Below are 22,199 nucleotides of genomic sequence, written 5' to 3'. Positions count from 1 at the left end.
CCCTCACGCAGGAGGGGTCGCCGTGCCTGGTCCGGTTACCGGATCAGCACGGCCGACTAAGGAGCAGAACGGACCGAGCCATGGCTGCATGATACCCGCCGCCGGTCACACACGGCGACTGGCATGCCGTGTGGGTGATATAGCCAGAGCTGTCCACAGGCGACCGTTTCCTTATCTCGAATTGGTCTCGATCAGGCCTTTCGGCGATGTGTGCGTACAGAGATAACCTGTGGGGACGGGCGGCGAGCGCCGGAGGCCCACGGCCGCTGGGCGCCCGCAACCTTCGATGCCCTTGACCGTGGGTGATATCCACCGCAGGGGTAAAAACAACCTGGAGGAGGCCCGTGACAACGCCGACCTGGGGCGAGCCAACCGGCCCGCTGACGAGCGCTGAGTTCGCCACCGCGACGCACGCCATCATGGCCAACATCGAGCAGGTCATCGAGGGCAAGAGCGCCACGGTGCGGCTGGCGCTGGCGGTGCTGCTCGCCGAGGGACACCTGCTGATCGAGGACGTGCCGGGCGTCGGCAAGACGAAACTCGCCAAGGCGCTCGCCCGGTCCATCGACTGTTCGGTGCGCCGGATCCAGTTCACGCCCGACCTGCTGCCCAGCGACGTCACCGGCGTCAGCGTCTACAACCAGGAGACGCGGGACTTCGAGTTCAAGCCGGGCGCCGTGTTCGCCAACCTGGTGGTCGGCGACGAGATCAACCGGGCCTCGCCGAAGACGCAGTCCGCGCTGCTCGAGTGCATGGAGGAGCGGCAGGTCACCGTCGACGGCACGACGTACGAGCTGCAGGCGCCGTTCATGGTGATCGCGACGCAGAACCCGATCGAGATGGAGGGCACCTACCCCCTTCCCGAGGCTCAGCGGGACCGGTTCACCGCCCGGATCGCGATGGGCTACCCGGACCCGCGCGCCGAGCTCGCCATGCTCAGCGGGCACGGTGACCACGACCCGCTGAACGACCTGCGCGCCGTCACCGACGCCGCCATGGTCCGCCGGCTGATCGCCACGGCTCGTGACGTGCACGCCGCCGAGGCCGTCCAGCAGTACGCGATCGCCCTGGTCACGGCGACCCGGGAAGCGCCGGAGATCCGTCTCGGCGCCTCGCCGCGGTCCACCCTGCAGCTGCTGCGCACCGCGAAGGCGGTCGCCGCGCTGGAGGGCCGGGACTACGTGCTCCCGGACGACCTGCAGGCGCTCGCGGTGCCGGTGCTCGCGCACCGGATCATCCCGACCGCGGACGCGCAGCTGAACCGGCGTACCACCGACACCATCGTGTCGGAGATCGTGCACCGGCTGCCGCTGCCGCACGACCGCGCCCGCAATCCGTACGACACCCGTGACGGACGTACGTCGACGTCGTACGAGTCACGGGGGCGGTGAGAATGCGGGAGGCGCTGCGGGGACTCACCACGCGCGGCCGCTCGTTCCTGGCCGCGGGTCTCGCGGCCGCGGTCTCGGCGCTGATCCTCGGCGAGCGTGACCTCCTGCGGGTCGCGGTGCTGCTGGCGGCGCTGCCGATGCTCGCCGCGTGGTACGTCGGACGCAGCCGTTACAAGCTGGCGTGCACCCGCTCGCTGGACCCGGTCCGGACCCCGGTCGGCTCCAGCGCGCGGGTGATCCTGCGGCTGCAGAACCTGTCCCGGCTGCCCACCGGCACGATGCTCCTGGAGGACCGCCTGCCGTACGCGCTGGGCAGCCGTCCGCGGGTCGTGCTGGAGCGGCTCGGCGCGCAGCAGGCCAGCTCGGTGGCGTACACGGTGCGCGCCGACGTCCGCGGGCGGTACCCGATCGGCCCGCTGATGATCCGGCTGACCGACCCGTTCGGCCTCTGCGAGCTGAACCGCTCGTTCCCCTCGGTCGACAAGCTCATCGTGATCCCGCAGGTCACCCAGCTCCCCCGGGTGCGCCTCGCGGGCGAGTACGCGGGCACCGGCGAGAGCCGGGCCCGGTCGGTGGCGGTGCACGGCGAGGACGACGCGGCCACCCGGGAGTACCGGCGCGGCGACGACCTCCGGCGGGTCCACTGGCGCTCGACCGCCCGTACCGGTGAATTGATGGTCCGCCGCGAGGAGCAGCCCTGGGAGAGCCGGGCCACGGTGGTCCTGGACACCCGGCTGCACGCGCACCGCGGCGAGGGGCCCACCGCCAGCTTCGAATGGGCGGTCTCCGCGGCCGCCAGCATCGCCATGCACCTGCGCCAGTCCGGCTACAAGCTGCGCCTGGTCACCGGCACCGGCGTCGATCTGGACGCCTCGGAAGCCGGTGGGGAAGGACTGATCCTGGATACCCTGGCCGACGTCAAGCTCAGCCCGAACGGCGACGTCTCGGTGCTTGTCGAGCAGGTCCGGCGGCGCTCCGACGGGGGCCTCGTGATCGGCCTGTTCGGCGCGCTCACGGTGGCCGAGGCGGAGGTGCTCACCGGCCTGCGCGGCAACGGCGCCACCTGCGTCGGGTTCGCCATCGACAGCTCCACCTGGGTGCCGATGACCAACGGGGACCGGCAGGACGCCGACCGCGAGCACGCGGCGGCCTCGCTCGCGCTGGTCCGCAGCGGCTGGAAATCGGTGCCCGTGACACACGGCGACACCCTGCCCGCGCTCTGGCCCGCCGTGGCCCGGGGCTCGCAGGGCTTCGCGTACCGCGCGGCGATGGCCGAGACCGTGAGCGGGGTGAACCGATGACCGGGCGGCGTCGACTCGGGCTGATCGCGGCGTGCGCGACGCTTCTCGCGGCAGCGCCACTGTCGGCCATCTTCGACACCTGGACCTGGCTGTTCCAGAGCCTGCTCGCGGTCATGCTGATCGCCGGGGCCGCGGTCGCCGCCCGTACCCTCAGGTTCCCGACCTGGGCACAGACCGTGAGCATGGTCGTCGCGCTGGCGCTCGCGCTCACCTGGATCTTCCCGAGCGGCAAAGAGATCCTGATCCCGCAGCCGGCGACGTTCACCCACTTCGCCGAGCTGATCCGGCAGGCCGGGGAGGACACCCGGTCGTACGGCGTGCCCGTCCCGGACCGGGACGGCCTGCAGTTCGTGGCGGTCCTCGGCATCGGCGCTGTCGCGATCGTGGTCGACCTGCTCACCGCGGTGTTCCGCCGCCCGGCCCTCGCCGGGCTGCCGATGCTCGCGATCTACTCGATCCCGGTCGCGGTCTACCTGGACAGCGTGCCGGTGTTCCCGTTCATCATCGGCGCGTTCGGGTACCTGTGGCTGCTCGTCGCCGACAACGTCGACCGGGTCCGCCGGTTCGGCCGCCGCTTCACCGGCGACGGCCGTGACGTCGACGTCTGGGAGCCGTCACCGCTCGCCTCGGCCGGTCGCCGGCTCGGCGTGGTCGGCGTGCTCGTCGCGGTGCTGCTGCCGCTCGCCGTCCCGACCGTCTCCGGTGGCCTGCTCACCCGGCTCACCCAGACCGGCAGCGGGATCGGCTCCGGGCCCGGTGGCGCCGGGAACGGGCGGATCAACCTGTTCGCCGCGCTCAGCGGCCAGCTCAACCAGAACACGACCGTCAACCTCATCAAGGTGCGGACGAACGAGAAAGAGCCGTTCTACCTGCGCTTCGGCGTGGCTGACGTGCTCAACGCGGATGGCGTCGGCTACACCACGCCGCGCGGCGACTCGCTGAACGAGGGCCTGCCGAACCCGGCGACGCTGGGATCGTCCGAGCGGGCGACCTACACCGAGTACCAGGCCGCGATCGAGGTCAGCGACGCGCTGCGGCAGAACATGCTGCCGGTCTACACCTATCCGACGGGTGTGGAGGGCATCAAGGGCAACTGGTCGTACGACGACGGCCAGCAGGTGATCTACTCCGGTCGCACCACGACGGGCAACCAGCAGTACACGATCAACTACCTGCGCCCGCGGTACACCGCCGCGCAGCTGCGGACCGCGCCGCCGCTGCCCGAGAACAACCCGCTGTACCAGCAGTACACGGCCGCGCCCGCCGACCCGGCCGTGCAGAAGAAGGTCGACGAGCTGACCAGCGGCGAGGACACCGACTACGACAAGGTACGGGCCATCTACGACTCGTTCTCGTCGGAGAACGGCTTCCGGTACCAGATGTCCACGCTGAACAACGGGAACGCCTCGGAGATCGCGGCGTTCCTGGAGAACAAGGTCGGTTACTGCCAGCAGTACGCGGCGGCGATGACCTGGATGGTCCGGGCCGCCGGCATCCCGGCCCGGGTGGCGTTCGGCTTCACCCGCGGGACGGCGCTGCCCGACAACACGTTCCAGATCACCAACCGGAACGCGCACGCGTGGACCGAGGTCTACCTGGACGGTTTCGGGTGGGTCCCGTTCGACGCGACACCCGCCGCCAGCGTGCAGGGCTCCGCCCGCTCGTCGTGGGCGCCCGACGTGGAACGCCCCGAGCCGGAGGCGTCCGCCTCGACCGGCGCCGCCGCACCCGGCAGCGAGTCGTCCGCCGCACCCGGCCGCGTCGAGCGCCCCGAGCTGGCGAACGACGGCGCCACGTCCGCGATCGACGAGGGCGTCGTGCCGGACGACGGCTCGTGGACGCCGCTGTTCGTGGCGGTCGGCATCGCCCTGCTGATCGCGCTCCTGCTGGTCCCGGCGTTCCTGCGGGTCCTGCTCCGCCGCCGGCGCCACACCGCGACCACGGGCGGCCCGGCACCGGTGGTGACCGCCGCGTCCGGCGGCGTCTCCGGCATCACTGTCACCACGGAGTCCACCCGCGCCCGCGAGGACGCCCACGCCGCCTGGGACGAGCTCATCGACACGATGATCGACTTCCAGGTCCCGGTGGATCCGACCGAGACGCCCCGGGTCACCACCCAGCGCCTGGTCAAGGACACCCTGCTGTCCGGCGAGCCGGCCTCGGCGGCGACTCTGCTGGGCCGGGCCGAGGAACGCGCACGGTACGCCCGGCAGCCGTTGCAGGGGGCGGAGCTCTCCGCGGCGCTGCACCAGGTGCGGGACGGGCTGGCCTCGACGGCCACTTTCCGTACGAAGGCACGCGCGTCCCTGCTGCCCCCGTCGGTGCTGCTCAGCTGGCGTCTGGGCATCACTGAAAAGTCGGCGCGGGCGGCCGAGGCGATGAGCCGGTGGCGGGAGTCTGCTGGGCGCTTCAACCCGCGGCGCTTGTTGTCCCGAGCCCGCTGACAGCACCGAGGGTGGGAGGCCGCTGCACCGTCAGCGGCCTCCCACCCTCAACGTCACCGCCCCGCCGCGAGCCCTCGCAGCGCGCCACCCGCCGGCGCGGCGCCCAGCGGGCGCACAACACCCAGCGGTCGCACAACACCCAGCGGGCGCACAACACCCAGCGGTCGCGCAGCACCCAGCGGGCGATCAGCCGCGGCCGGGCGACGGCATGAGGATATGACGAAGGCGGCCGGTCACCGGCCGCCGTTCGTCGGGAGCCGGCCTGTCAGCCGGCTCGGCTGGTCAGCGATGACCCTCCGGCCGCTGACGCCACCGGTCCTCGAGACGGTCGATGAGGCCGCCCCGGCGGTCGCCCTGCCTCGTCCGGCGTGTCGCGGTGCCGCCGACCGATTTCAGGTCGGGGGCCTGGCTGCGGCGTCGCGACTGCATCGCGAAGGCGGCCGAGCCGAGCATGACGACGAAGCCGGCCACGCCGAGCCACGTGGTCTGGCTGACCGTTCCGTAGACGACGAGGGCGAGACCAAGGACGATCACGAACGCGGCGATGAGGAGCCGGCGCCGTGCGTGGAAACGCGGGTCGCTGGCCCGCACAGCCGAGGCGAACTTGGGGTCCTCGGCAAGCGACCGCTCGATCTGATCGAACAGCCGCTGCTCGTGCTCCGAGAGCGGCACGGCATTCCTCCCCGGGCGCTGTCCGGCTCCGAATTCCGGGCCGGCGGTGGTGCAGGTGTGGTGATGCGGGGCAGCCGTCGGCTGCCTTATCACGCAAGTCTACGAGCGGGTTGGCGGGTCGGAAAGCCGGACGACCGCCGAGTGCGGGTGATTTTCCGTGCCCCCAAGATTGGTTCGTCCCAAAAGACCGACTGAAGGGTGTCATCACTCCACCGAGTGGTGTCGATCACCGGGAGTGAACCAGCAGCGGGATGGTCATCTCGGCCGCGGTGGCCGAGCCGTGGTACGCCACCAATTGTCCGGCCTTGACCGGCTCCCACCCGGAGGCGACAGCCACGGCGCGCCCCTGGCAGAACACCACGACGTCCCCGATCCGACCGGCGTGCGCGGGCGGAACCGGCCCGAACCAGCCTTCGCCGATCGCCTCGTCGCGGGTCAGCACCCGGGCGTCGGCGCCGAACACGCCCCGCCAGTTGTCGATCACGTCGGGGACGGCGCCGCCGGCCGCGTACAGATAGCGCACCCTCGGCTCACCGGTCACCGCGACCACACCGTCCCGCAGCGCCGGAATGTCCGCCATGTCGTAACGGCCGGCGGACGGCACGTTGAGCTGGCCGTGGTCGGCGACGACGAGCAGCGCGGCGTTCGGCGGCAGGCCGTGCAGGATCCGGTCCAGGATCCGGTCGACGCCCCGGGCCGCGGCCTGCCAGCTCAGCGAGTCGATGCCGTCCTCGTGGCCGTAGTGGTCGAGGTCCGGGTGGTAGCCGTAGACCAGGCCCGGTGAGCGCCGCAGCGCGGCGAGCATCCCCTCGGCGACGGCGTCACCGTCGTCGGCGCCGGTATAGCGGCCGCCACGGTTGGCGGCGAGGCTCAGCCCGCTGCCCTCGAACGCGGACCTGCTCACCACGGTGACAGCGACCCCGGCCGCCGCGGCGGTCTCCAGCCGGGTCGGCACCGGCTGCCACTCACGCGGATCCGGGTCGTCGCCCCAGGCGATGTGGGTCAGGGTGCGGCCGTCCGGGCGGCGCACCGTGAACCCGAGCACGCCGTGCGCGCCGGGCGGCGTTCCGGTGCCGAGCGTGACCAGGCTGACCGGGGTGGTCGACGGGAACCCGGCGGTCAGCGTGCCGGCATGACCCCCGCCACCGGCGGCGAGATCGGCGAGGACCGGCGCGTGCCTGGCGACCAGCGGCATCTGGTACGCCCCCAGCCCGTCCACGAGCAGCACACCGATCCGATCGACCCCGTCGAGCCGCGCGCCCAGCCCGAGGACGTCGGTGGCGCCGGGCACGCCGAGCACCGCCGACACGCTGGGCAGCAGGTCGGCGAGGCTGCCCGTGCCGTACGCCGGTGGGACGATCCGCAGCGCGTCGGCCGGCAGACCGTCGTCCGGGACGATCATGACCGGCGGGCGAACAGGTGCAACTGCGACGCGATGTCCCGGAACGGCGGCTGGGAGCTCAGTTCGAGTTCGAGTTCGAGCACGGCCTGCGGGTCGTCCTCGAGGACCGTCGCCGGAAGCAGGTCGGTCACCACCCGTACCCCATGGGTCTGCTCGACCGTGAGACCCGCGGCCGTGAGCAACGCGGTGGCCCCGGCCGCGTCGAACCTGCGCAGCAGGGTGTCGCGCGGGCCGGCCCGGCCCGCCGGATCGGTGACCAGCGCGGCGGCGGCACGCAGATGACCGTTCACGGCCCGGGCCAGGACGGCGGCGGCCCGGCCGGCGACCAGCAGGCTCAGCGCGCCGCCGGGACGCAGCGCGGCCGCGATCGCGCTGGCGACCTTGGCCGGATCGTCGACGACCTCCAGGACCGCGTGGCAGAGGATCAGGTCGGCGCTGCCGGGATCGACGAGCGTGGCGAGCGCGTCGCCGTCGCCCTGCACGGCCCGGATCCGCTCGGCGACGCCCGCGTCGGCGGCCCGGCGGGTCAGCGCGGCGAGCGCGTCGGGGCTCGCATCGATCACCGTGACGGTGTGCCCGGCTTCGGCGAGCGGCACGGCGAATCCCCCGGTCCCGCCGCCGACGTCGAGAACGGTCAGTGTCTTTCCGGCGTGCCTGTCGAGCTCCTTGCGGAGGACGGCCCAGACCGCGGCGTTGCGGGCCGTGACGAGCGGACGTCCGGTGCGCGCAGAAGTTTCCACCCCGGCAGCCTAGCGACCGTCAGAACCGGAACAGGACACCCGTTGCACGGTTCATCTCGCAGGTGTTGCCGTAGGTCTGCCGCCACGACACCTCCCGCCCGCGCCAGACGCCTTTGATCTCCGCGGTGACCGGCTGGTAGAGCAGGATGCAGAGCTTGTCGCCGGCCGGTAGGCGGTCCGGGTCGGCGTCGATCTCGCGCAGCGTGGCGCACGCCTCGGCGGTCTTCGGATGGCCGCCGCCGTCCGGATCGCAGGTGAGTTTGACGGCCGACGCGAACCCGGCGTCCGCCATGTAGGTCAGCGTGAGGTCACCGCCCGGCTTGCCGTCGGCGAGTGCGACGCCGGCCGCGAGAAGAGCGATCAGAGTACGGATCATGGGGCACTCCCGAGAAAGCCGATAAAAGGTACAATTTATCGGAAATCCCGCGATGCCGGCTTGACCGGCGGCGTCACCTCCTCCAGCCGGTCCGCGACCAGGTTGAGCACGCCCTCCACCTTCTCCAGTCGTCCGCGCACCAGCAGCGCCGTGCTGCTCCGGGCCACCCGCCGGTACCGCTGCCACAGGCCCGGCGAGCAGGTCACGTTGAGCATCCCGGTCTCGTCCTCCAGGTTCACGAACGTCACCCCGCCCGCCGTCGCCGGCCGCTGCCGATGGGTGACGATCCCGCCGACCCGGATCCGGGTGCCCGCCTCCACCTGCGGCAACTCCGATATCGGCAGCGCGCCGGACTCCGTCAGCTGGGCACGGAGGAACCGGGCCGGATGCGTGTCCGGCGACAGGCCGGTCGCCCAGACGTCGGCGACCAGCACGTCCACCTCGCTCATGCCGGGCAGCATCGGGGCGTCGATGCCGGTCACCGTGCCGGGCAGCCGGTCCGGCTTGTCCTGGGAGGCGGCGCCGGCCGCCCAGAGCGCCTCCCGGCGGGACAGGCCGAAACTCGCGAACGCGTCAGCGGTGGCGAGCGCCTCCAGATGCGTGGTGGAGCAGCCGGTCCGCCGGGCAAGATCCGTCATTGACCGGTACGGACCATGGTCGCGCCGTTCTATCTCGATCCTCTCGGCGAGCTCCGCTCCGATCGTACGAATGCTGGAAAGCCCTTGCCGGACGGCCGGGCCGTGCAGTCCCCACGCGTGCGGAGGCTCCCCCGGCTCGGATTTCCGGCGGCTCGCCGGTGTAGTCTCCAAGGTCGCCGCGGCGCCGCTGCGGTTGATGTCCGGCCGGCGCACCTCGACGCCGTGCCGCCGCGCGTCGTCGACCAGGGACTGCGGGGAGTAGAAGCCCATCGGCTGCGCGTTGAGCAGCGCCGCGCAGAACGCCGCCGGGTGGTACCGCTTCAGCCAGGCGCTCGCGTAGACCAGGTACGCGAAGCTCATCGCGTGGCTCTCCGGGAAGCCGTAACTGGCGAACGCGGAGAGCTTGTGGAACAGGTCGTCGGCCAGCTCACCGGTGATCCCGTTGGCGGCCATCCCCTCGTACAGTCTGGTTTTGATCCTCTCCATCTTTGTTATCGATCTTTTGGAGCCCATGGCCCGGCGCAACTGATCGGCTTCGGACGGATCGAAACCGGCGACATCGATCGCGAGCTGCATCAGCTGCTCCTGGAAGAGCGGCACCCCGAGCGTCTTGGCCAGCGCGTTCTCCATGCGTGGATGCGGCACGCTGGGCGCCTCCAGGCCGTTCTTCCGCCTGATGTACGGGTGAACCGAACCGCCCTGAATCGGTCCGGGACGAATCAGCGCCACCTCGATCACCAGGTCGTAGAACTCGCGGGGCTTGAGCCGGGGCAGCGTGGCCATCTGCGCGCGGCTCTCCACCTGGAAGACGCCGACCGAATCGGCCCGGCAGAGCATCGCGTAGACCTCGGGGTCGTCCAGCGGCATCGTCCCCAGATCGAGCTCGTCGTCGATCATGTCGTACGCGTAGTGCAGCGCCGACAGCATCCCGAGCCCGAGCAGGTCGAACTTGACCAGGTCGACGGCGGCGCAGTCGTCCTTGTCCCACTGCAGCACCGAGCGGCCCGGCATCCGGCCCCACTCCACCGGGCAGACCTCGATGATCGGCCGGTCGCAGATCACCATGCCGCCCGAGTGGATGCCGAGGTGCCGGGGGAAGTTCTGCACCTCGTTGGCGGCCTCGACGACGCTGTCCGGGATGTCGTTGTCGGTCGTCGCGACGTCACCCCAGCGGTCGATCTGCTTGCTCCAGGCGTCCTGCTGGCCCGGCGAGAAACCGAGCGCCCGGGCCATGTCCCGCACCGCCGACCGGGGACGGTAGGAGATCACGTTGGCGACCTGCGCGGTGTGCTCGCGGCCGTATTTCGCGTAGACGTGCTGGATGACCTCCTCACGCCGGTCGGACTCGATGTCGACGTCGATGTCCGGCGGGCCGTCGCGTTCCGGGGCGAGGAAGCGCTCGAAGAGCAGGTTGTAGCGGACCGCGTCCACATTGGTGATGCGCAATGCGTAACAGACGGCCGAGTTGGCGGCTGAGCCGCGGCCCTGGCAGTAGATCTTCTCTTGCCGGCAGAATTCCACGATGTCGTAGACGACCAGGAAATATCCGGGGAAACCCAGCTCCTCGATCATCTTCAGCTCATACTCCAGCTGCTCATAGGCGCGGCGGTTGTCGTCGCCGTAACGCTCCCGGGCGCCCCGCATGGTCAGCTCGCGCAGCCAGCTCATCTCGGTGTGCCCCGGCGGCACCGGATAGTCGGGCAGCCGGGGCGCGACCAGGTCCAGGTTGAACGCCAGGTCCTCGCCGTACATCGCGGCGTTCGCCACCGCGCCCGGGTAATCCGCGAACCGGCGGGCCATCTCGTCACCGCTGCGCAGGTGGGCGGCGCCGGCCGCGGGCAGCCAGCCGTCCATGTCGTCGAGGCTGCGCCGGGCCCGGACCGCGGCGAGGGCTGTCGCGAGCCGGCGGCGGGACGGGGTCGCGTAGTGCACGTTGTTCGTCGCCACCACCTCCAGCCTGCGGCTGCGGGCCAGCGCGAAGAGGTAGTCGTTGCGGTCGCCGTCGCTCGGGTCGGCGTGGTCGCTCAGTTCCACTGCCACGTTCGGGGCGCCGAACAGGTCGACGAGACGGTCCAGCTCGTACGCCGCCCGCTCGGGACCGTGCGTGGCCAGGGCCAGCGGGACCGTCCCCTTGCGACAGCCGGTCAGTACCAGCACGTGATCCTTCAGCACCTCGGCGGCCTGCTCCAGGCTTCCGTAGTCCGGTTTGCCCTTCTCACCGCCGCGGAGGTGCGCCTGCGAGATCACCCGGGCCAGCCGGGCGTACCCCTCGTGGCCGTGCGCCAGCGCGAGCAGGTGGGCGCCCTCCGGATCCGGCTCGCCGTTCTGCGGCTTGGTCAGCTCCAGCGACAACTCCGCGCCGAAGATCGTCGGCAGGTTCAGCTCGCGGGCCGCCTGGGAGAAGCGGACCACGCCGTAGAAGCCGTCGTGATCGGTGACGGCCAGCCCGGACAGGCCGAGGCGGGCCGCCTCCTCGGCCAGTTCCTCCGGGTGGCTCGCGCCGTCGAGGAAGCTGAAGTTGGTGTGGCAGTGCAGCTCCGCGTACGGCGTCGCGCTCTCGGCCCGGACCAGTCCCGGCGCCGCGCGGTACGGCTCACGCTTGCGGCTCCAGGCCGGCGAGTCGCCGCCGTCACCGTCGATCGCCAGCGGGTCGACGACCGCCGGCCCGCCACCGCTCAGTGCCCGCTCCAGCTGGGCCCACGGCACGTCGGGGTTGTAAAAACCCATGTTCCACCCCGTCAGTCATAGATCGCTTCCACGCGCCAGTGGCCCTGCGCGAGGGAGAGCAGCAGCGCCCGCCCGTCCTCGGTCGTCACCTGGAACCGGGCCCGCCGCCGCGCCTCCTCCGGCGCCCACCAGCGCTCGTCGATCGGCCACGGCCCGGCCCAGCCGGTGATCACGCCTTTCTCAGCGCTTTTTCCCACTGTCAGCGTCGCCGGCGTCCCGGTCAGCTCCAGGCGGGCGCTCACACCGACCGGATGCCCGTCCGCGTCCCGCACCACGGCGGGCAGCGGTTCCGGCAGCACGATCGCCGGCGACGGCCGCGGGATCCGCCCCGGCCACGGCGGCAGCGCGGGCTTGCCCCTGGCGCTCCGGCTCCTGGCCCCCCGGTTCCTGACGCTCTTGCTGGCGGCGCTCTGGCTCCTGGGGCTCTGGCCCCCGGCGTCCTGGACAGGTCTGGTTTCGATCAGCAGGTTCTCGGCCGTGTCCAGCACCTGGATCGGGCGCAGATGCGTCACCGAGGCCATCTTCCCGACCAGCGGCTCGGTCACGATCCCGGGAATCGGCTCGCGGTGCGGCGCCGCCGGCCGGGACGGCTCCCGCTCGTCACCCCAGGGCACCAGCCGGACCTGGTCGTCCGCCGACCGCCCGCCATCCAGCACCATCGTCACCACCGATTCCGGCCCGAGCAGACCCTGCACCCGGCTGAACGCGCGATGCGCGCGCTCCCGCTCCGCGCCCGCCTCTCCCCAGAGACCGGGCTGAAGTCCGAGATGGACCATCACGCCGTCCGGCACCAGGCGCAGCCGGACCAGTCCCGCGGTGGGCCCGTTCCCCCCGCCGCGCCGGGCGCCGGTGAGCCAGCCGTCCAGCTGCCAGCGCACCCGCTCGGCGATCGCGGCCGAGGTGAGCACGCCGTCGTGCCGCCACACCCGGTACAGCTCCTGACCGTCCGCGGTGACCGCCTCGACCCCGAGCCGGGTGCAGGCCAGGCCGTGCGCGGCGAGCCGTTCGTGCAGCCGCTCGGCGAGCGCCCGCCCGGCGAACGCGGCCATGTCCACCCGGTCCAGCGGCTCGTCGTAGTTCTCCTCGACGGCCACGTCCGGCGGCGGCTGCCGCACCGCGAGCGGCCGATGATCGGAACCGGACGCCAGTCGATGCGCCAGCGCCCCCTCGAACCCGAACCGGGTGAGCACGTCGCTGGCCGGCAACGCCGCGAACTGCCCGAGCGTCTTCACCCCCAGCCGCTTCAGCAGGTCGGCCAGGTCCGGCTTCTCCAAAGCCGACACGGGTACGGGTGACAGGAACTCCCGTGTCTCCCCCGCCGCGACGACCACCCCGGTCCGCGCCGCGATCCCCGCCGCGAACACCCCGTCGGCGATCCCCACCTGGCTCTCCACAGCGCACGCCTGGGCCACCTGCTCGACGATCCGCTCCGCCGCGGCCTCCTCGCTCCCGAAGTACCGAGCCGGCCCGCGCGCCGCCACCGCACACGCGCCGGGCCGGATCACCTCGATGCCGGCCACCACCTCTTCGATCGCCGCCACCACTGGCTCGAACGCCCGGGCGTCCCGCCCCGGATCGTGCTCCACCACGATCACATGCGGACAGCGACTCTGCGCCTCACGCCGTCGCAGCCCGCGCCGGATGCCCTCGCGCCGAGCCGCTTCCGAACACGCCAGCACCCGGTTCCCGAAGAGCACCACAACGGGGGCGTCAGCCGGAACCCCGTCCACGATCTCCGCAGCGACGATCGGCCAGTCCGGACACCAGACCAGCAACGCCCGAACGGCCGTCTCCACTAGGCGCCCTCCCCGGTCTCCACGAGACGCAGCGCCCGGGTCGCACGGTCGCCGCCGCGCACGAGCTCACCGCCGCCGGCACGAGGGTCCACAGGGGACGAAGCGGACGAATCGGCAGCATCCGCCCACTTCGAGGGACCCGTCGGCACAGCACCGGCCCGCACACCACTCCCCGAAGCCACCGAGGCAGCAGCGGGTTGCGGCGCAGCGGGCCGGTCAGCGCGGGCCGCCGGGAACGCTGCCGCGTGGGCCGTCACGCCCGGCATCCACATCGTGATCTCGCGGGGCCGGGCAGCCGCGCCGCGCCCCCGGGCCGTCACCGTCACCTCGCGACGCCGCAGCCGCCCCCGGCCGTTGCCGAGGCCTTCCCAGCGGCCGTCGCCCACCCGCAGCGTGACGTCCGCGCCGGACCACTCGCCGAACGGGACGAGCACACTTCCCCGCTGCCGCGCCCGTGCCGCCAACCGGCTCACGATCGACGCCGAGACCGCCCCGGGAACCGCCGTCACCACCACGTCCACCCCGTCGATCAGGGCGGCGACCACGGTGGGCCAGTCCGGTCCGGGGTGCGGCACGAGGGCGAGCCGTTCCAGGGCGATGCCGCTCTCGGCGGCGGCGAGCGCACCCAGCGCCGGCACGCCGACGACCGCGCACCAGGACCCGGACCGGGACGCGGCGGCGAGCAGCGCCAGCATCAGCGAGGTGCCACCGCCGGCCGGCGCGGCCCGTCCGGTGTCCACCGACACCGTGCTTCCCCGGCGCAGCCCCCGCCCGGGAAGCAGCCCGCTCAGCTCGGGCGCGACCGGCAGCATCCGGTGCGCCCCCGGTTCATCGGTCCCGGTAGCCGTCCGGACCATCCCCGCAAGGGCAGCCGCATTACTGATCATGCGCCCCGCCACGTCATGCCCCGCTCTAACCCGCTGCGATCACCCACTCACCCGCCCAGCCGCGGGCAGCACTCACCCACCCGGCCACGGGCAGCGATCCCCCGCCGCCGGCCGGTATGTCATGCCGATTCACCCCGCCGGCGGCAGCCGGCGCACAACGCCGATTCATCCCGTCGGCCGCGGCCGACGAGCAATGCCGATTCGTCCCGCCGACCGCGGCCGGCGGCATGTCAGCCGAGTCACGCTGCCAGCGGCGGCTGATATGTCATGCCGAGCGACGACTCGGCCACTGTCACGAACTGCTCGGCCGCCCGCAACAGGTCGTCGGCCTCCCGGGCGCTCACCACCCGGGGAATCCCCGCCTCGGCGGCCGCGCGCTTGCCCGCGCCGAGCGCGAAATAGCCGGCCCAGTCGCTGAACTCGGGGGCCACCAGGGAGAGCAGCGACCAGACACTCGTCGCCCGCGCGCGCCGGCCGGACGAGGCCGCCGGTCTGGCCCTCGCCGCCAGCAGGGCGGCAGCCGCGCGCAGGGCGGCGAGGTGCGCCGCCGCATAGCGAAGTCCGTCAGGTGTGGTGTGCGATGCCTCGATCAAGCCCGCGCGGGCGATCGCCAGCAGTTGAGCCGGTGTGCGGTGCGGCAGCATGTGCGCCGGGATCGCAGGCGTCTCCGCCTTGCCGGTCGCGCTGGGTGCCTGTGACAGCCCGGGGGTCAGAGCCGGGCCGGCCGCGCCGGGCGTCTGTGACAACCCGGGGGCCAGGCCCAGGGCCGGGCCGGCCGTGGTGCTCGCCATGCTCGTTTCTCCTCGCCTGTTCCGCATCCGACGTGTGGTCGAACCGAGTGCCGCGGAGGAAGACGCAGCGGGTGACACCGTGCGTGCTCGCCGGCCGGGTGCAGAGCTTCCCCACACCACACCCGGCCGGCACCGCACTGCCGGCGGGTCCGCCGCCCGCCACCGGGGGTCGGAGGCGGCGAGCGACGGCCTGCCATGTGCGGATCCGGGTCCGCGAATACCCGGATCTCACGTGCGGCGCTTCGCGGGCGCCACACCCGGGAGGCGAGCCGCGAAACACGCTCCCGGAGCAGAACGAACGGCCCGAGCCGCCGAAGCGGGTTCGAACATCCGTTCTAACTACAGCAGAGACTAACACTCCCCTACGACAAAACCGCAACCTTCAGCACGCCTCGGCGCGGACTTTTTCGAACGGATGATCGAATGGGCGGGCGAGGGGACAAATCACCCCGAAGACGCCGCCACCACGGCGTCGCCGGCGGGCGTACGCGCGTACAGAACACTCCGCCCCGCCCGCCGCCGGAGCACCAGACCGGCCTCCAGCAGGACCTTCAGATGCCGTCCCACCGAACCCAGCCCCTGCCCGGTGATCGCCACCAGTTGCGTCGTGCTCTTCGGCGGATCCAGCTCCACCAGCACCCGCGCCCGCCCGGCCCCGATCAGCCGCTCCAGCGCGCCGGCCGCGGTGGCGCCGGTGCCGGCGAGCAGCCCGGAACACCGGTAGATCACCGCGTATCGGTCGGCCGACCAGGCCACCCAGCCGTTGGTCATGGTCACCGGCACGAACAGCAGACGGTTCCCGGAGATGTCGTGCGGCGGATAGTCGAACGCGTTGATCTGCAGCCGCCCTTCGCCGAGCCAGCGCATCCCGTCCCGCATCCGATCGAGCGCGGCCGCCCAGCCACCCAGGCTGAGCTGCCGGGTACGGGCCAGGATGTCCGCCTCGAGAAGCCGCCCGCGCCGCGCCCAGTCCGGCTCCACGGCGCTCCGCCACACCCAGGCCAGCAGATCCGCCATCCGCTCACCGAGATCCACCCGCCGGGAGAGCTCGGCGAACGGCGAGGAGTCCGGCATGACAGCGGATCGCCCGGCGGTGAACGCCACGGCGAGGTCCTCCCGTACCTGTGCCGGCGTCGCCGCCCGGACGGCCTCGGCCTCCTCCGCGAAGCTCGTCTCCACCAGGGACGGGGCGGGTGAGACGAAGTCGGCGATCCACCGGGGCCGGAAGACGGCGTCGACGAGCGCGGCGTCGACCGGATCGGCGGCGAGCCGCGCCCGGTACGCCCGGTGCGCGTCCCGATGCCCGCTCAGGAGCTCTACCGGCGACTCCGCCGCCCCGCGATGCAACCGGATCAGCACGGCGAGCGTCTCGGCCAGCGGCGACCGCACGAACCGGCTGCCGGCCAGGGTGTCGGCGTCCACGTTCCACCAGCCCACGACCCCACCTTTCGCGCCTGTGCGAAACATTAACCGGGAGCGCTGAGTCCGGCGAAGACTCAGCGGCCATGCAGACCTATCGCGATCTGTTCCGGAACCGCGAGTTCACCGCCCTCTTCACCACGGCCTGCGTGCAGAACGCCGCGAGCACGGTGACCGGCCTGGCCCTCGCCACCGCCGTCTACCGCAGCACCGGCTCGCCGCTCCTCTCCGCGCTGAGCATGTTCGGACCCTCGGTGGCTCAGCTGGCCGGCGCCACGCTGCTGCTCTCGGCCGCGGACCGGCTGCCGCCGCGCGCCGCGATCAGCGGCCTGGCCCTGGTCACCGCCACCCTGGTGGCGATCCTCTCGACCACGCCGCCGACCGTGGTCGTCTTCGGTGTGCTGCTGGGCATGGGTCTGGCCGGCTCGGTCGCCGGCGGTGTCCGGGGCGGGTTGCTCACCGAGATCGTGCCGGAGCGGGCCTACCTGCTGGGCCGCTCCGCGCTGAACATCTCCACCGGCACCATGCAGATCGCCGGCTTCGCCACGGGTGGCCTGCTGGTGGTGGTGCTCTCGCCGGGACAGACCCTGCTGGCCGGCGCGGGCCTGCATCTCCTGGCGGCCGCGGTGGCCCGGTTCGGCCTGTCCCGGCGCGCTCCGCGCGCTGCGGGACGGCCTTCGGTGGCACAGACCTGGCGGGTCAACCGTCGCTTGTGGGCGATTCCCGGGGTACGCCCGATCTACCTCGCCCTGTGGATCCCGAACGGCCTGATCGTCGGCTGTGAGGCGCTTTTCGTCCCCTGGTCACCGTCGGGTGCCGGGATCCTGCTGTCGGCAGCGGCGGCCGGCATGCTCGCCGGTGACGTGCTGGCCGGGCGGTACCTCACCCCGTCGTGGCGGACGCGACTCGCGCCCTTCCTGCGACTGCTTCTCGCCGTACCCTATCTGCTCTTCGCTCTTGATCCGGCGCTGCCGATCGCGGCGTTCGCCGCCGCGATCGCGTCGGTCGGCTACTGCTCGACGCTGCTGCTGCAGGAAGGTCTCGTCGCGATCACCCCGCCGGACGCTCGCGGGCAGACGCTGGGCCTGCACACCTCCGGGATGCTGACCATGCAGGCGGTCTGCGCGGCGCTGGCCGGGACGGTGGCCGAGTACACCGCGCCGGGCACCGCGATCGCCGTGATGGCGGTCGCGTCGATCATGGTGACTCTCGCCTTGGCCCCCGCGCTGCGGAGAGGGACGGCGCTGGAAAAGCGTGCGACCATGGCACCGGCATAGGAGGAGGCAGCGTGGGACGAACCATCGTGGTGACCGGCGGCAGCTCGGGTGTCGGGCTCGCCGCCGCCGAGCAGTTCGCGGCTCTGGGCGACGACGTCGTGCTGGTGGGCCGGAACCCGGAGCGCCTGGCGGCCGCTGTCGCCCGGGTGCGCGAGGCGGGCGGCGGACGGGAGCCGGGGCGCTTCCGCGCCGATTTCGAATCCTTCGCCGAGGTACGCGCGTTGGCCGACCACCTGCTGACCAGCCTGCCCCGGATCGACGTGCTGGCGAACAACGCCGGTGGCATGGTCGGCGAGTACCGGCGGACGGCCGACGGGTTCGAGGCGACGATGCAGGGCAACCACCTCTCGCCGTTCCTGCTGACCAACCTGCTGCGGGAGCGGCTGCGCGACGGCCGGGTGGTGAACACCGCGTCCCGCGCGCACGTGCAGGGGAAACCCGATCCGGACCGGCTCGCCGGCGACCCGGAGAAATACCGCGCGTGGCAGGCCTACGGCGCCGGCAAGGCGGCCAACATCCTCTTCGCGGCCGAGGCGGCCCGCCGCTGGCCCGACATCACCAGTGTGTCGTTCCACCCGGGCGTGGTGCGCAGCAACTTCGGCGTCGGCCGCATGGTGCGGTTCTTCTACAAGTACGCGCCCGGCCTGGTCACCCCGGAGAAAGCCGGCGAGCTGCTGGTCTGGCTGGCCACCGCACCGGCGGCCGACCTGGTCCAGGGCGGTTACTACGTGGGCCGGGACAAACCGGCCACGCCCGCCCCGCACGCTCGCGACGACGCGCTGGCTGCCAAGCTCTGGGAGAGAAGCGCCGAGGCGACGGGATAGATCATGCAGAACCACCCCAACGTGACGGCGGTCCGCGACGCCCTGGAGAGCGCGGGCGTCACCGCGCCGGTCGCCTGACCGCACCGACGATGGATCTGGTCAGCCTGCACGTCTGGCGCATCCCGCGCCGTGCCGTCGGCACCGCCATGCTGCGCATGGCCTTCGCCCGGCGCGATCTGCCCGGGGTCGATTTCGCCAAATTCCTGGGTACGGGCACCGGGCTCACGTTCGGACCGGGCGACTCCGACCTGACCCGCTGGGCCGCGATCACGGTCAGCCACAGTCCGGTGCGATACCCGTCCTGGGACGCCATCGCCGTGGCACAGGCCCGCGTCGACCTGGAACCCCTGGTCAGCCGCGGCCGATGGTCCGGCCGGGAGCCGTTCCAGCCGACCGGGCGGAAAGCGGACGGCCCGCTGCTGGCGATCACCCGGGCCCGGTTGCGTCCCACCCGCGCCCTGCGGTTCTGGACCGCCGTCCCCCCGATCGCCCGGGAACTCGCGTCCGCGCCCGGCCTGCTCGCCCGGTTCGGCATCGGCGAGGCGCCGATCGGCTGGCAGGGCACGGTGAGCGTGTGGCGCAGCGCCACGGACCTGACCGCGTTCGCGTACCGTCAGCCGCAGCACCGCGCCGCGATCGCCCGCACCCCGACAGACCGCTGGTACGCCGAGGAGCTCTTCGCCCGTTTCGCGGTGCTCGACATCAGCGGCGACCGGTCCGTCCTGGGATGGGAGCATACGTAAGCATGAGGCTCGTTGCTTGGCAGCCGGACGACCTGCTGCGACGGCTCGACGACGTGGTCGCGGTCTACGGAGAGGCGATGGGTTACCGGCCGGAGCTGCTGCAGACCCGCCGCGGCTACATCGGCTCCCACGTGCGCCGGCCCGGTTTCCGCGCGGTCGCGACGCTCACCCCGGAGGGCCGGCTCGCCGGTTTCGGGTACGGCTACACCTCAGTGCCCGGCCAGTGGTGGCACGACCAGGTCCGCTCGGGGCTGGACGAGCCCGGCCGCAAGCACTGGCTGCCGGACTGTTTCGAGGTCGTCGAACTGCACGTGCGCCCGGCCGCCCAGGGGCACGGCCTCGGCTCCCGCCAGCTCCGCGCCCTGCTCGCGATGGCGAAGGGCCGGACCGTCCTGCTGTCCACACCGGAGGCCGACGAGCAGGCGTCCCGGGCGTGGCGGCTGTACCGGACGTTCGGCTTCACCGACGTGCTGCGCAGCTTCTACTTCCCCGGTGACGAGCGGGCCTTCGCGATCCTCGGGCGGGAGCTGCCACTCGCCGACCGGCTGGCCGAGGAGAGACACTGAGCACGAGACTCCTCCCGTGGTGGCTGCTCGGCGGCCTGATCCTCGCGCAGATCTGCTACCCGCTGACGTCCGGCGACCTGCGGGCCGGCCTGACCGTCACCACCGTGCTGATCGGCGTGCTCCTGTCCGTGTCGCACGCGCTGCTGACCCGTGGCCGGCGAGCGGCTCTCGCGCTGGTCGGCACGGCGACGCTGGGCGGGTTCGCGGTGGAGGCGATCGGGGTGGCGACGGGCTTCCCCTTCGGCACGTACGACTACTCCGGTGAACTCGGCCCGAAGATCCTCGGCGTCCCACTGATCATCCCGCTGGCCTGGACCTGGATGGCCTGGCCGGCATGGCTCGCCGCGGTACGGGTGACACGCGCCCGCCTCCCGCGGATCGTCCTGGCCGCGGCCGGGCTCGCCACCTGGGACCTCTTCCTGGACCCGCAGATGGTGGCCGAGGGATATTGGCGCTGGCACGACCCGGTACCCGCCCTGCCCGGCGTGCCCGGCATCCCGATCGGCAACTATCTGGGCTGGCTCGGATTCGCGCTGCTGCTCATGACGGCCCTCGCCACCGCTTCGCGCGTCACCGAACCGGATCCCGCTGACACTCCGATGCTGGCCCTCTGGCTCTGGACGTACGCCTCGTCGGTCCTCGCCCACGCGGTCTTCCTCGGCCTGCCCGCGTCGGCGGCGTGGGGCGGGGTGCTGATGGGCGCGGCAGTCCTGCCGCTGCTCACGCGTCTCCGCCGTCCGATCCGGACACTGGTGTGATCGGCTGGGTCCTGCTCGTCCCGTTGCTGCTGCTCACCGTGCACACCGCGGTCAACGCGCTGCTGCTGCGCCGCCCGCGCCGCGACGCGGTCTCCGGCGAGCGCGTCGCCGTCCTGCTGCCGCTGCGCAACGAGGCCCGTCGCGTCACGCCCTGCCTGGAGTCCCTGCTGGCCCAGCGCGGCGTGGCCGACCTGACGATCCACGTCCTCGACGACGGCTCCACCGACGGCACCGCGGACGTGGTCCGCTCGGTGGCCGGTGACCGCGTGCGCCTGCGTCGCGGGGTCGAGCCGCCGGCCGGCTGGCTGGGCAAACCCCACGCCTGTCAGCAGCTCGCCGACGCGGCCGGTGACGTGGACGTGCTGGTCTTCGTCGACGCCGACGTCGTGCTCGAACCCGACGCGATCGCCGGTGCTGTCACGTTGCTGCGGGAGGCCGGGGTGACGCTGCTGTCGCCGTACCCTCGAATTGTCGGTTCCGGGCGGCTGGTGCAACCGCTTCTGCAATGGTCCTGGCTCACGTTCCTGCCGCTGCGCGCCATGGAACGCTCCCCGCGCCCGTCCCTCGCCGCGGCCGGCGGGCAGTGGCTGGTCCTGGACCGAGCCGGGTACCACCGGGCCGGCGGGCACGCCGCTGTTCGCGACGACATCCTGGAGGACATCGGGCTGGCCCGCGCCGTGAAACGCTCCGGCGGCCGGATCGCGCTGGCGGACGGGTCGGGGCTGGCCACCTGCCGGATGTACGACTCGTGGCGCGAGCTGGCCGACGGTTACGGCAAATCGCTCTGGGCGTCCTTCGGCTCCGCGATCGGCGCGGCCGCCGTCGTGGTCCCGCTTCTCCTCCTGTACGCGTCGCCGCCGCTCCTGTTCATGATGGGATGGTGGGCGGTGGCCGCTTACGCGCTCGGCGTGATCGGGCGGGTGCTCAGCGCGGCGGTGACGGGTGGTCGCCTGTTCCCCGATCCGCTGCTGCATCCGGTGTCGGTGGTGGTGTTCGCGGGGCTGATCGTCCGGTCGTTCCACTTGAGACGACGCAGGTCGCTCCAGTGGCGGGGGCGGCCGGTTTAGGCTTTTCCGCGCCTGGGCGGGTGGCCTCGCCAGCACCCGCCCCGCTCCCGTGGCCTGGCCGCGACGTCACTCCTGGTGGGCGCGTGGCTAGCTGCCGGTGCGCGCAATCAGCTTTCGCGCGCGCTCTCCACCGGGTGACATTTCGGACTTGTCGCCCGTGTGCCGCTCCCGTGCGTCGATGAGGGCGCACGGAAGCATCCGCCAGCGGGGACAGCGGCACACGGAACTCCGCACCAGCAGAGGCGAGGGCACACCGAAGCGGTTCGTGTGCCTTCATCCCTGCCATGGAGCCTGTTGGTTTTTGGGGTTGGCTGCTCGTGGGCAGTGGCTGGTGATTCGGTTCGGGTGGGTGGTGGGCTGCCGCTGGGGCGGCCCGTAGG

At 72.4% G+C, this 22,199-nt stretch carries 18 protein-coding genes; 9 read left to right on the top strand and 9 right to left on the bottom strand.

Features of this window, described 5'->3' with window-relative positions; translation table 11 throughout:
• Positions 1–419 precede the first annotated feature (419 nt).
• Genes AB0F72_RS23700 through AB0F72_RS23690 form a run of 3 tightly spaced genes read left to right on the top strand, consistent with a single transcriptional unit; the run spans position 420 to position 5,136 of the window.
• Positions 420–1,391, top strand: a complete 972-nt coding sequence (locus AB0F72_RS23700; RefSeq protein ID WP_360435341.1) for a MoxR family ATPase — start codon at positions 420–422, stop codon at positions 1,389–1,391.
• A gap of 2 nt (positions 1,392–1,393) precedes the next feature.
• Positions 1,394–2,692: a DUF58 domain-containing protein gene (locus AB0F72_RS23695; RefSeq protein ID WP_360435339.1), complete on the top strand. Its 1,299-nt coding sequence runs from the start codon at positions 1,394–1,396 to the stop codon at positions 2,690–2,692.
• Entirely contained in the window at positions 2,689–5,136 is a 2,448-nt protein-coding gene (locus tag AB0F72_RS23690) for a DUF3488 and transglutaminase-like domain-containing protein (RefSeq protein ID WP_360435127.1), read from the top strand. Before AB0F72_RS23695 ends, AB0F72_RS23690 begins: the two co-directional genes overlap by 4 nt.
• Before the next feature lie 282 nt (positions 5,137–5,418).
• On the opposite strand, the gene AB0F72_RS23685 is transcribed toward AB0F72_RS23690, so the two are convergent.
• The 9 genes from AB0F72_RS23685 to AB0F72_RS23645 form a co-directional block, all read right to left on the bottom strand.
• Positions 5,419–5,808, bottom strand: a complete 390-nt coding sequence (locus AB0F72_RS23685) for a DUF3040 domain-containing protein (protein ID WP_360435125.1) — start codon at positions 5,806–5,808, stop codon at positions 5,419–5,421.
• Between the two features lie 226 nt (positions 5,809–6,034).
• Positions 6,035–7,210 (bottom strand): alkaline phosphatase family protein, encoded by a 1,176-nt coding sequence (locus tag AB0F72_RS23680; RefSeq protein ID WP_360435123.1) that lies wholly within the window; start codon positions 7,208–7,210, stop codon positions 6,035–6,037.
• Positions 7,207–7,950, bottom strand: coding sequence for a methyltransferase domain-containing protein (locus tag AB0F72_RS23675; RefSeq protein WP_360435121.1), 744 nt, complete (start codon positions 7,948–7,950; stop codon positions 7,207–7,209). Before AB0F72_RS23675 ends, AB0F72_RS23680 begins: the two co-directional genes overlap by 4 nt.
• Positions 7,951–7,969: 19 nt before the next feature.
• The gene (locus tag AB0F72_RS23670; RefSeq protein WP_360435119.1) at positions 7,970–8,326 is read right to left on the bottom strand and encodes an SSI family serine proteinase inhibitor; all 357 of its coding nucleotides are present in this window, start codon (positions 8,324–8,326) and stop codon (positions 7,970–7,972) included.
• A 35-nt stretch (positions 8,327–8,361) separates the two neighbouring features.
• Entirely contained in the window at positions 8,362–11,691 is a 3,330-nt protein-coding gene (locus AB0F72_RS23665; RefSeq protein ID WP_360435117.1) for an error-prone DNA polymerase, read from the bottom strand.
• Between the two features lie 11 nt (positions 11,692–11,702).
• Positions 11,703–13,487 carry a DNA polymerase Y family protein gene (locus tag AB0F72_RS23660; protein ID WP_360435115.1) on the bottom strand — a complete coding sequence of 595 codons (1,785 nt, stop codon included), beginning with the start codon at positions 13,485–13,487 and terminating at the stop codon, positions 11,703–11,705.
• Entirely contained in the window at positions 13,487–14,386 is a 900-nt protein-coding gene (locus AB0F72_RS23655) for a hypothetical protein (RefSeq protein ID WP_360435113.1), read from the bottom strand. The genes AB0F72_RS23660 and AB0F72_RS23655 overlap by 1 nt, the downstream gene beginning before the upstream one ends.
• A 227-nt stretch (positions 14,387–14,613) precedes the next feature.
• Positions 14,614–15,018: an SAV_6107 family HEPN domain-containing protein gene (locus AB0F72_RS23650; RefSeq protein WP_051042409.1), complete on the bottom strand. Its 405-nt coding sequence runs from the start codon at positions 15,016–15,018 to the stop codon at positions 14,614–14,616.
• Positions 15,019–15,609: 591 nt separating this feature from the next.
• Positions 15,610–16,602, bottom strand: a complete 993-nt coding sequence (locus AB0F72_RS23645; RefSeq protein WP_360435111.1) for a helix-turn-helix domain-containing protein — start codon at positions 16,600–16,602, stop codon at positions 15,610–15,612.
• Between the two features lie 68 nt (positions 16,603–16,670).
• On the opposite strand from AB0F72_RS23645, the gene AB0F72_RS23640 reads away from it, so the two are divergent.
• The 6 genes from AB0F72_RS23640 to AB0F72_RS23615 all read left to right on the top strand — a co-directional run bounded on the left by AB0F72_RS23640 (position 16,671) and on the right by AB0F72_RS23615 (position 21,819).
• Positions 16,671–17,861, top strand: coding sequence for an MFS transporter (locus tag AB0F72_RS23640; RefSeq protein WP_360435109.1), 1,191 nt, complete (start codon positions 16,671–16,673; stop codon positions 17,859–17,861).
• Between the two features lie 11 nt (positions 17,862–17,872).
• A complete protein-coding gene (locus AB0F72_RS23635) occupies positions 17,873–18,685 on the top strand; it encodes an SDR family NAD(P)-dependent oxidoreductase (protein WP_360435107.1) in 813 nt (270 codons plus the stop codon).
• 89 nt (positions 18,686–18,774) lie between these two features.
• Entirely contained in the window at positions 18,775–19,428 is a 654-nt protein-coding gene (locus AB0F72_RS23630; protein WP_360435105.1) for a monooxygenase, read from the top strand.
• A 2-nt stretch (positions 19,429–19,430) separates the two neighbouring features.
• Positions 19,431–19,994: a GNAT family N-acetyltransferase gene (locus AB0F72_RS23625; RefSeq protein ID WP_360435103.1), complete on the top strand. Its 564-nt coding sequence runs from the start codon at positions 19,431–19,433 to the stop codon at positions 19,992–19,994.
• Positions 19,991–20,752, top strand: a complete 762-nt coding sequence (locus AB0F72_RS23620; RefSeq protein ID WP_360435337.1) for a carotenoid biosynthesis protein — start codon at positions 19,991–19,993, stop codon at positions 20,750–20,752. The genes AB0F72_RS23625 and AB0F72_RS23620 overlap by 4 nt, the downstream gene beginning before the upstream one ends.
• Positions 20,752–21,819, top strand: a complete 1,068-nt coding sequence (locus AB0F72_RS23615) for a glycosyltransferase family 2 protein (RefSeq protein ID WP_360435335.1) — start codon at positions 20,752–20,754, stop codon at positions 21,817–21,819. Before AB0F72_RS23620 ends, AB0F72_RS23615 begins: the two co-directional genes overlap by 1 nt.
• Positions 21,820–22,199 lie beyond the last annotated feature (380 nt).

This window comes from Actinoplanes sp. NPDC023936, from assembly GCF_040639325.1.
Classification (GTDB): Bacteria; Actinomycetota; Actinomycetes; order Mycobacteriales; family Micromonosporaceae; genus Actinoplanes.
This window is presented reverse-complemented; position numbering and strand designations above follow the sequence as displayed.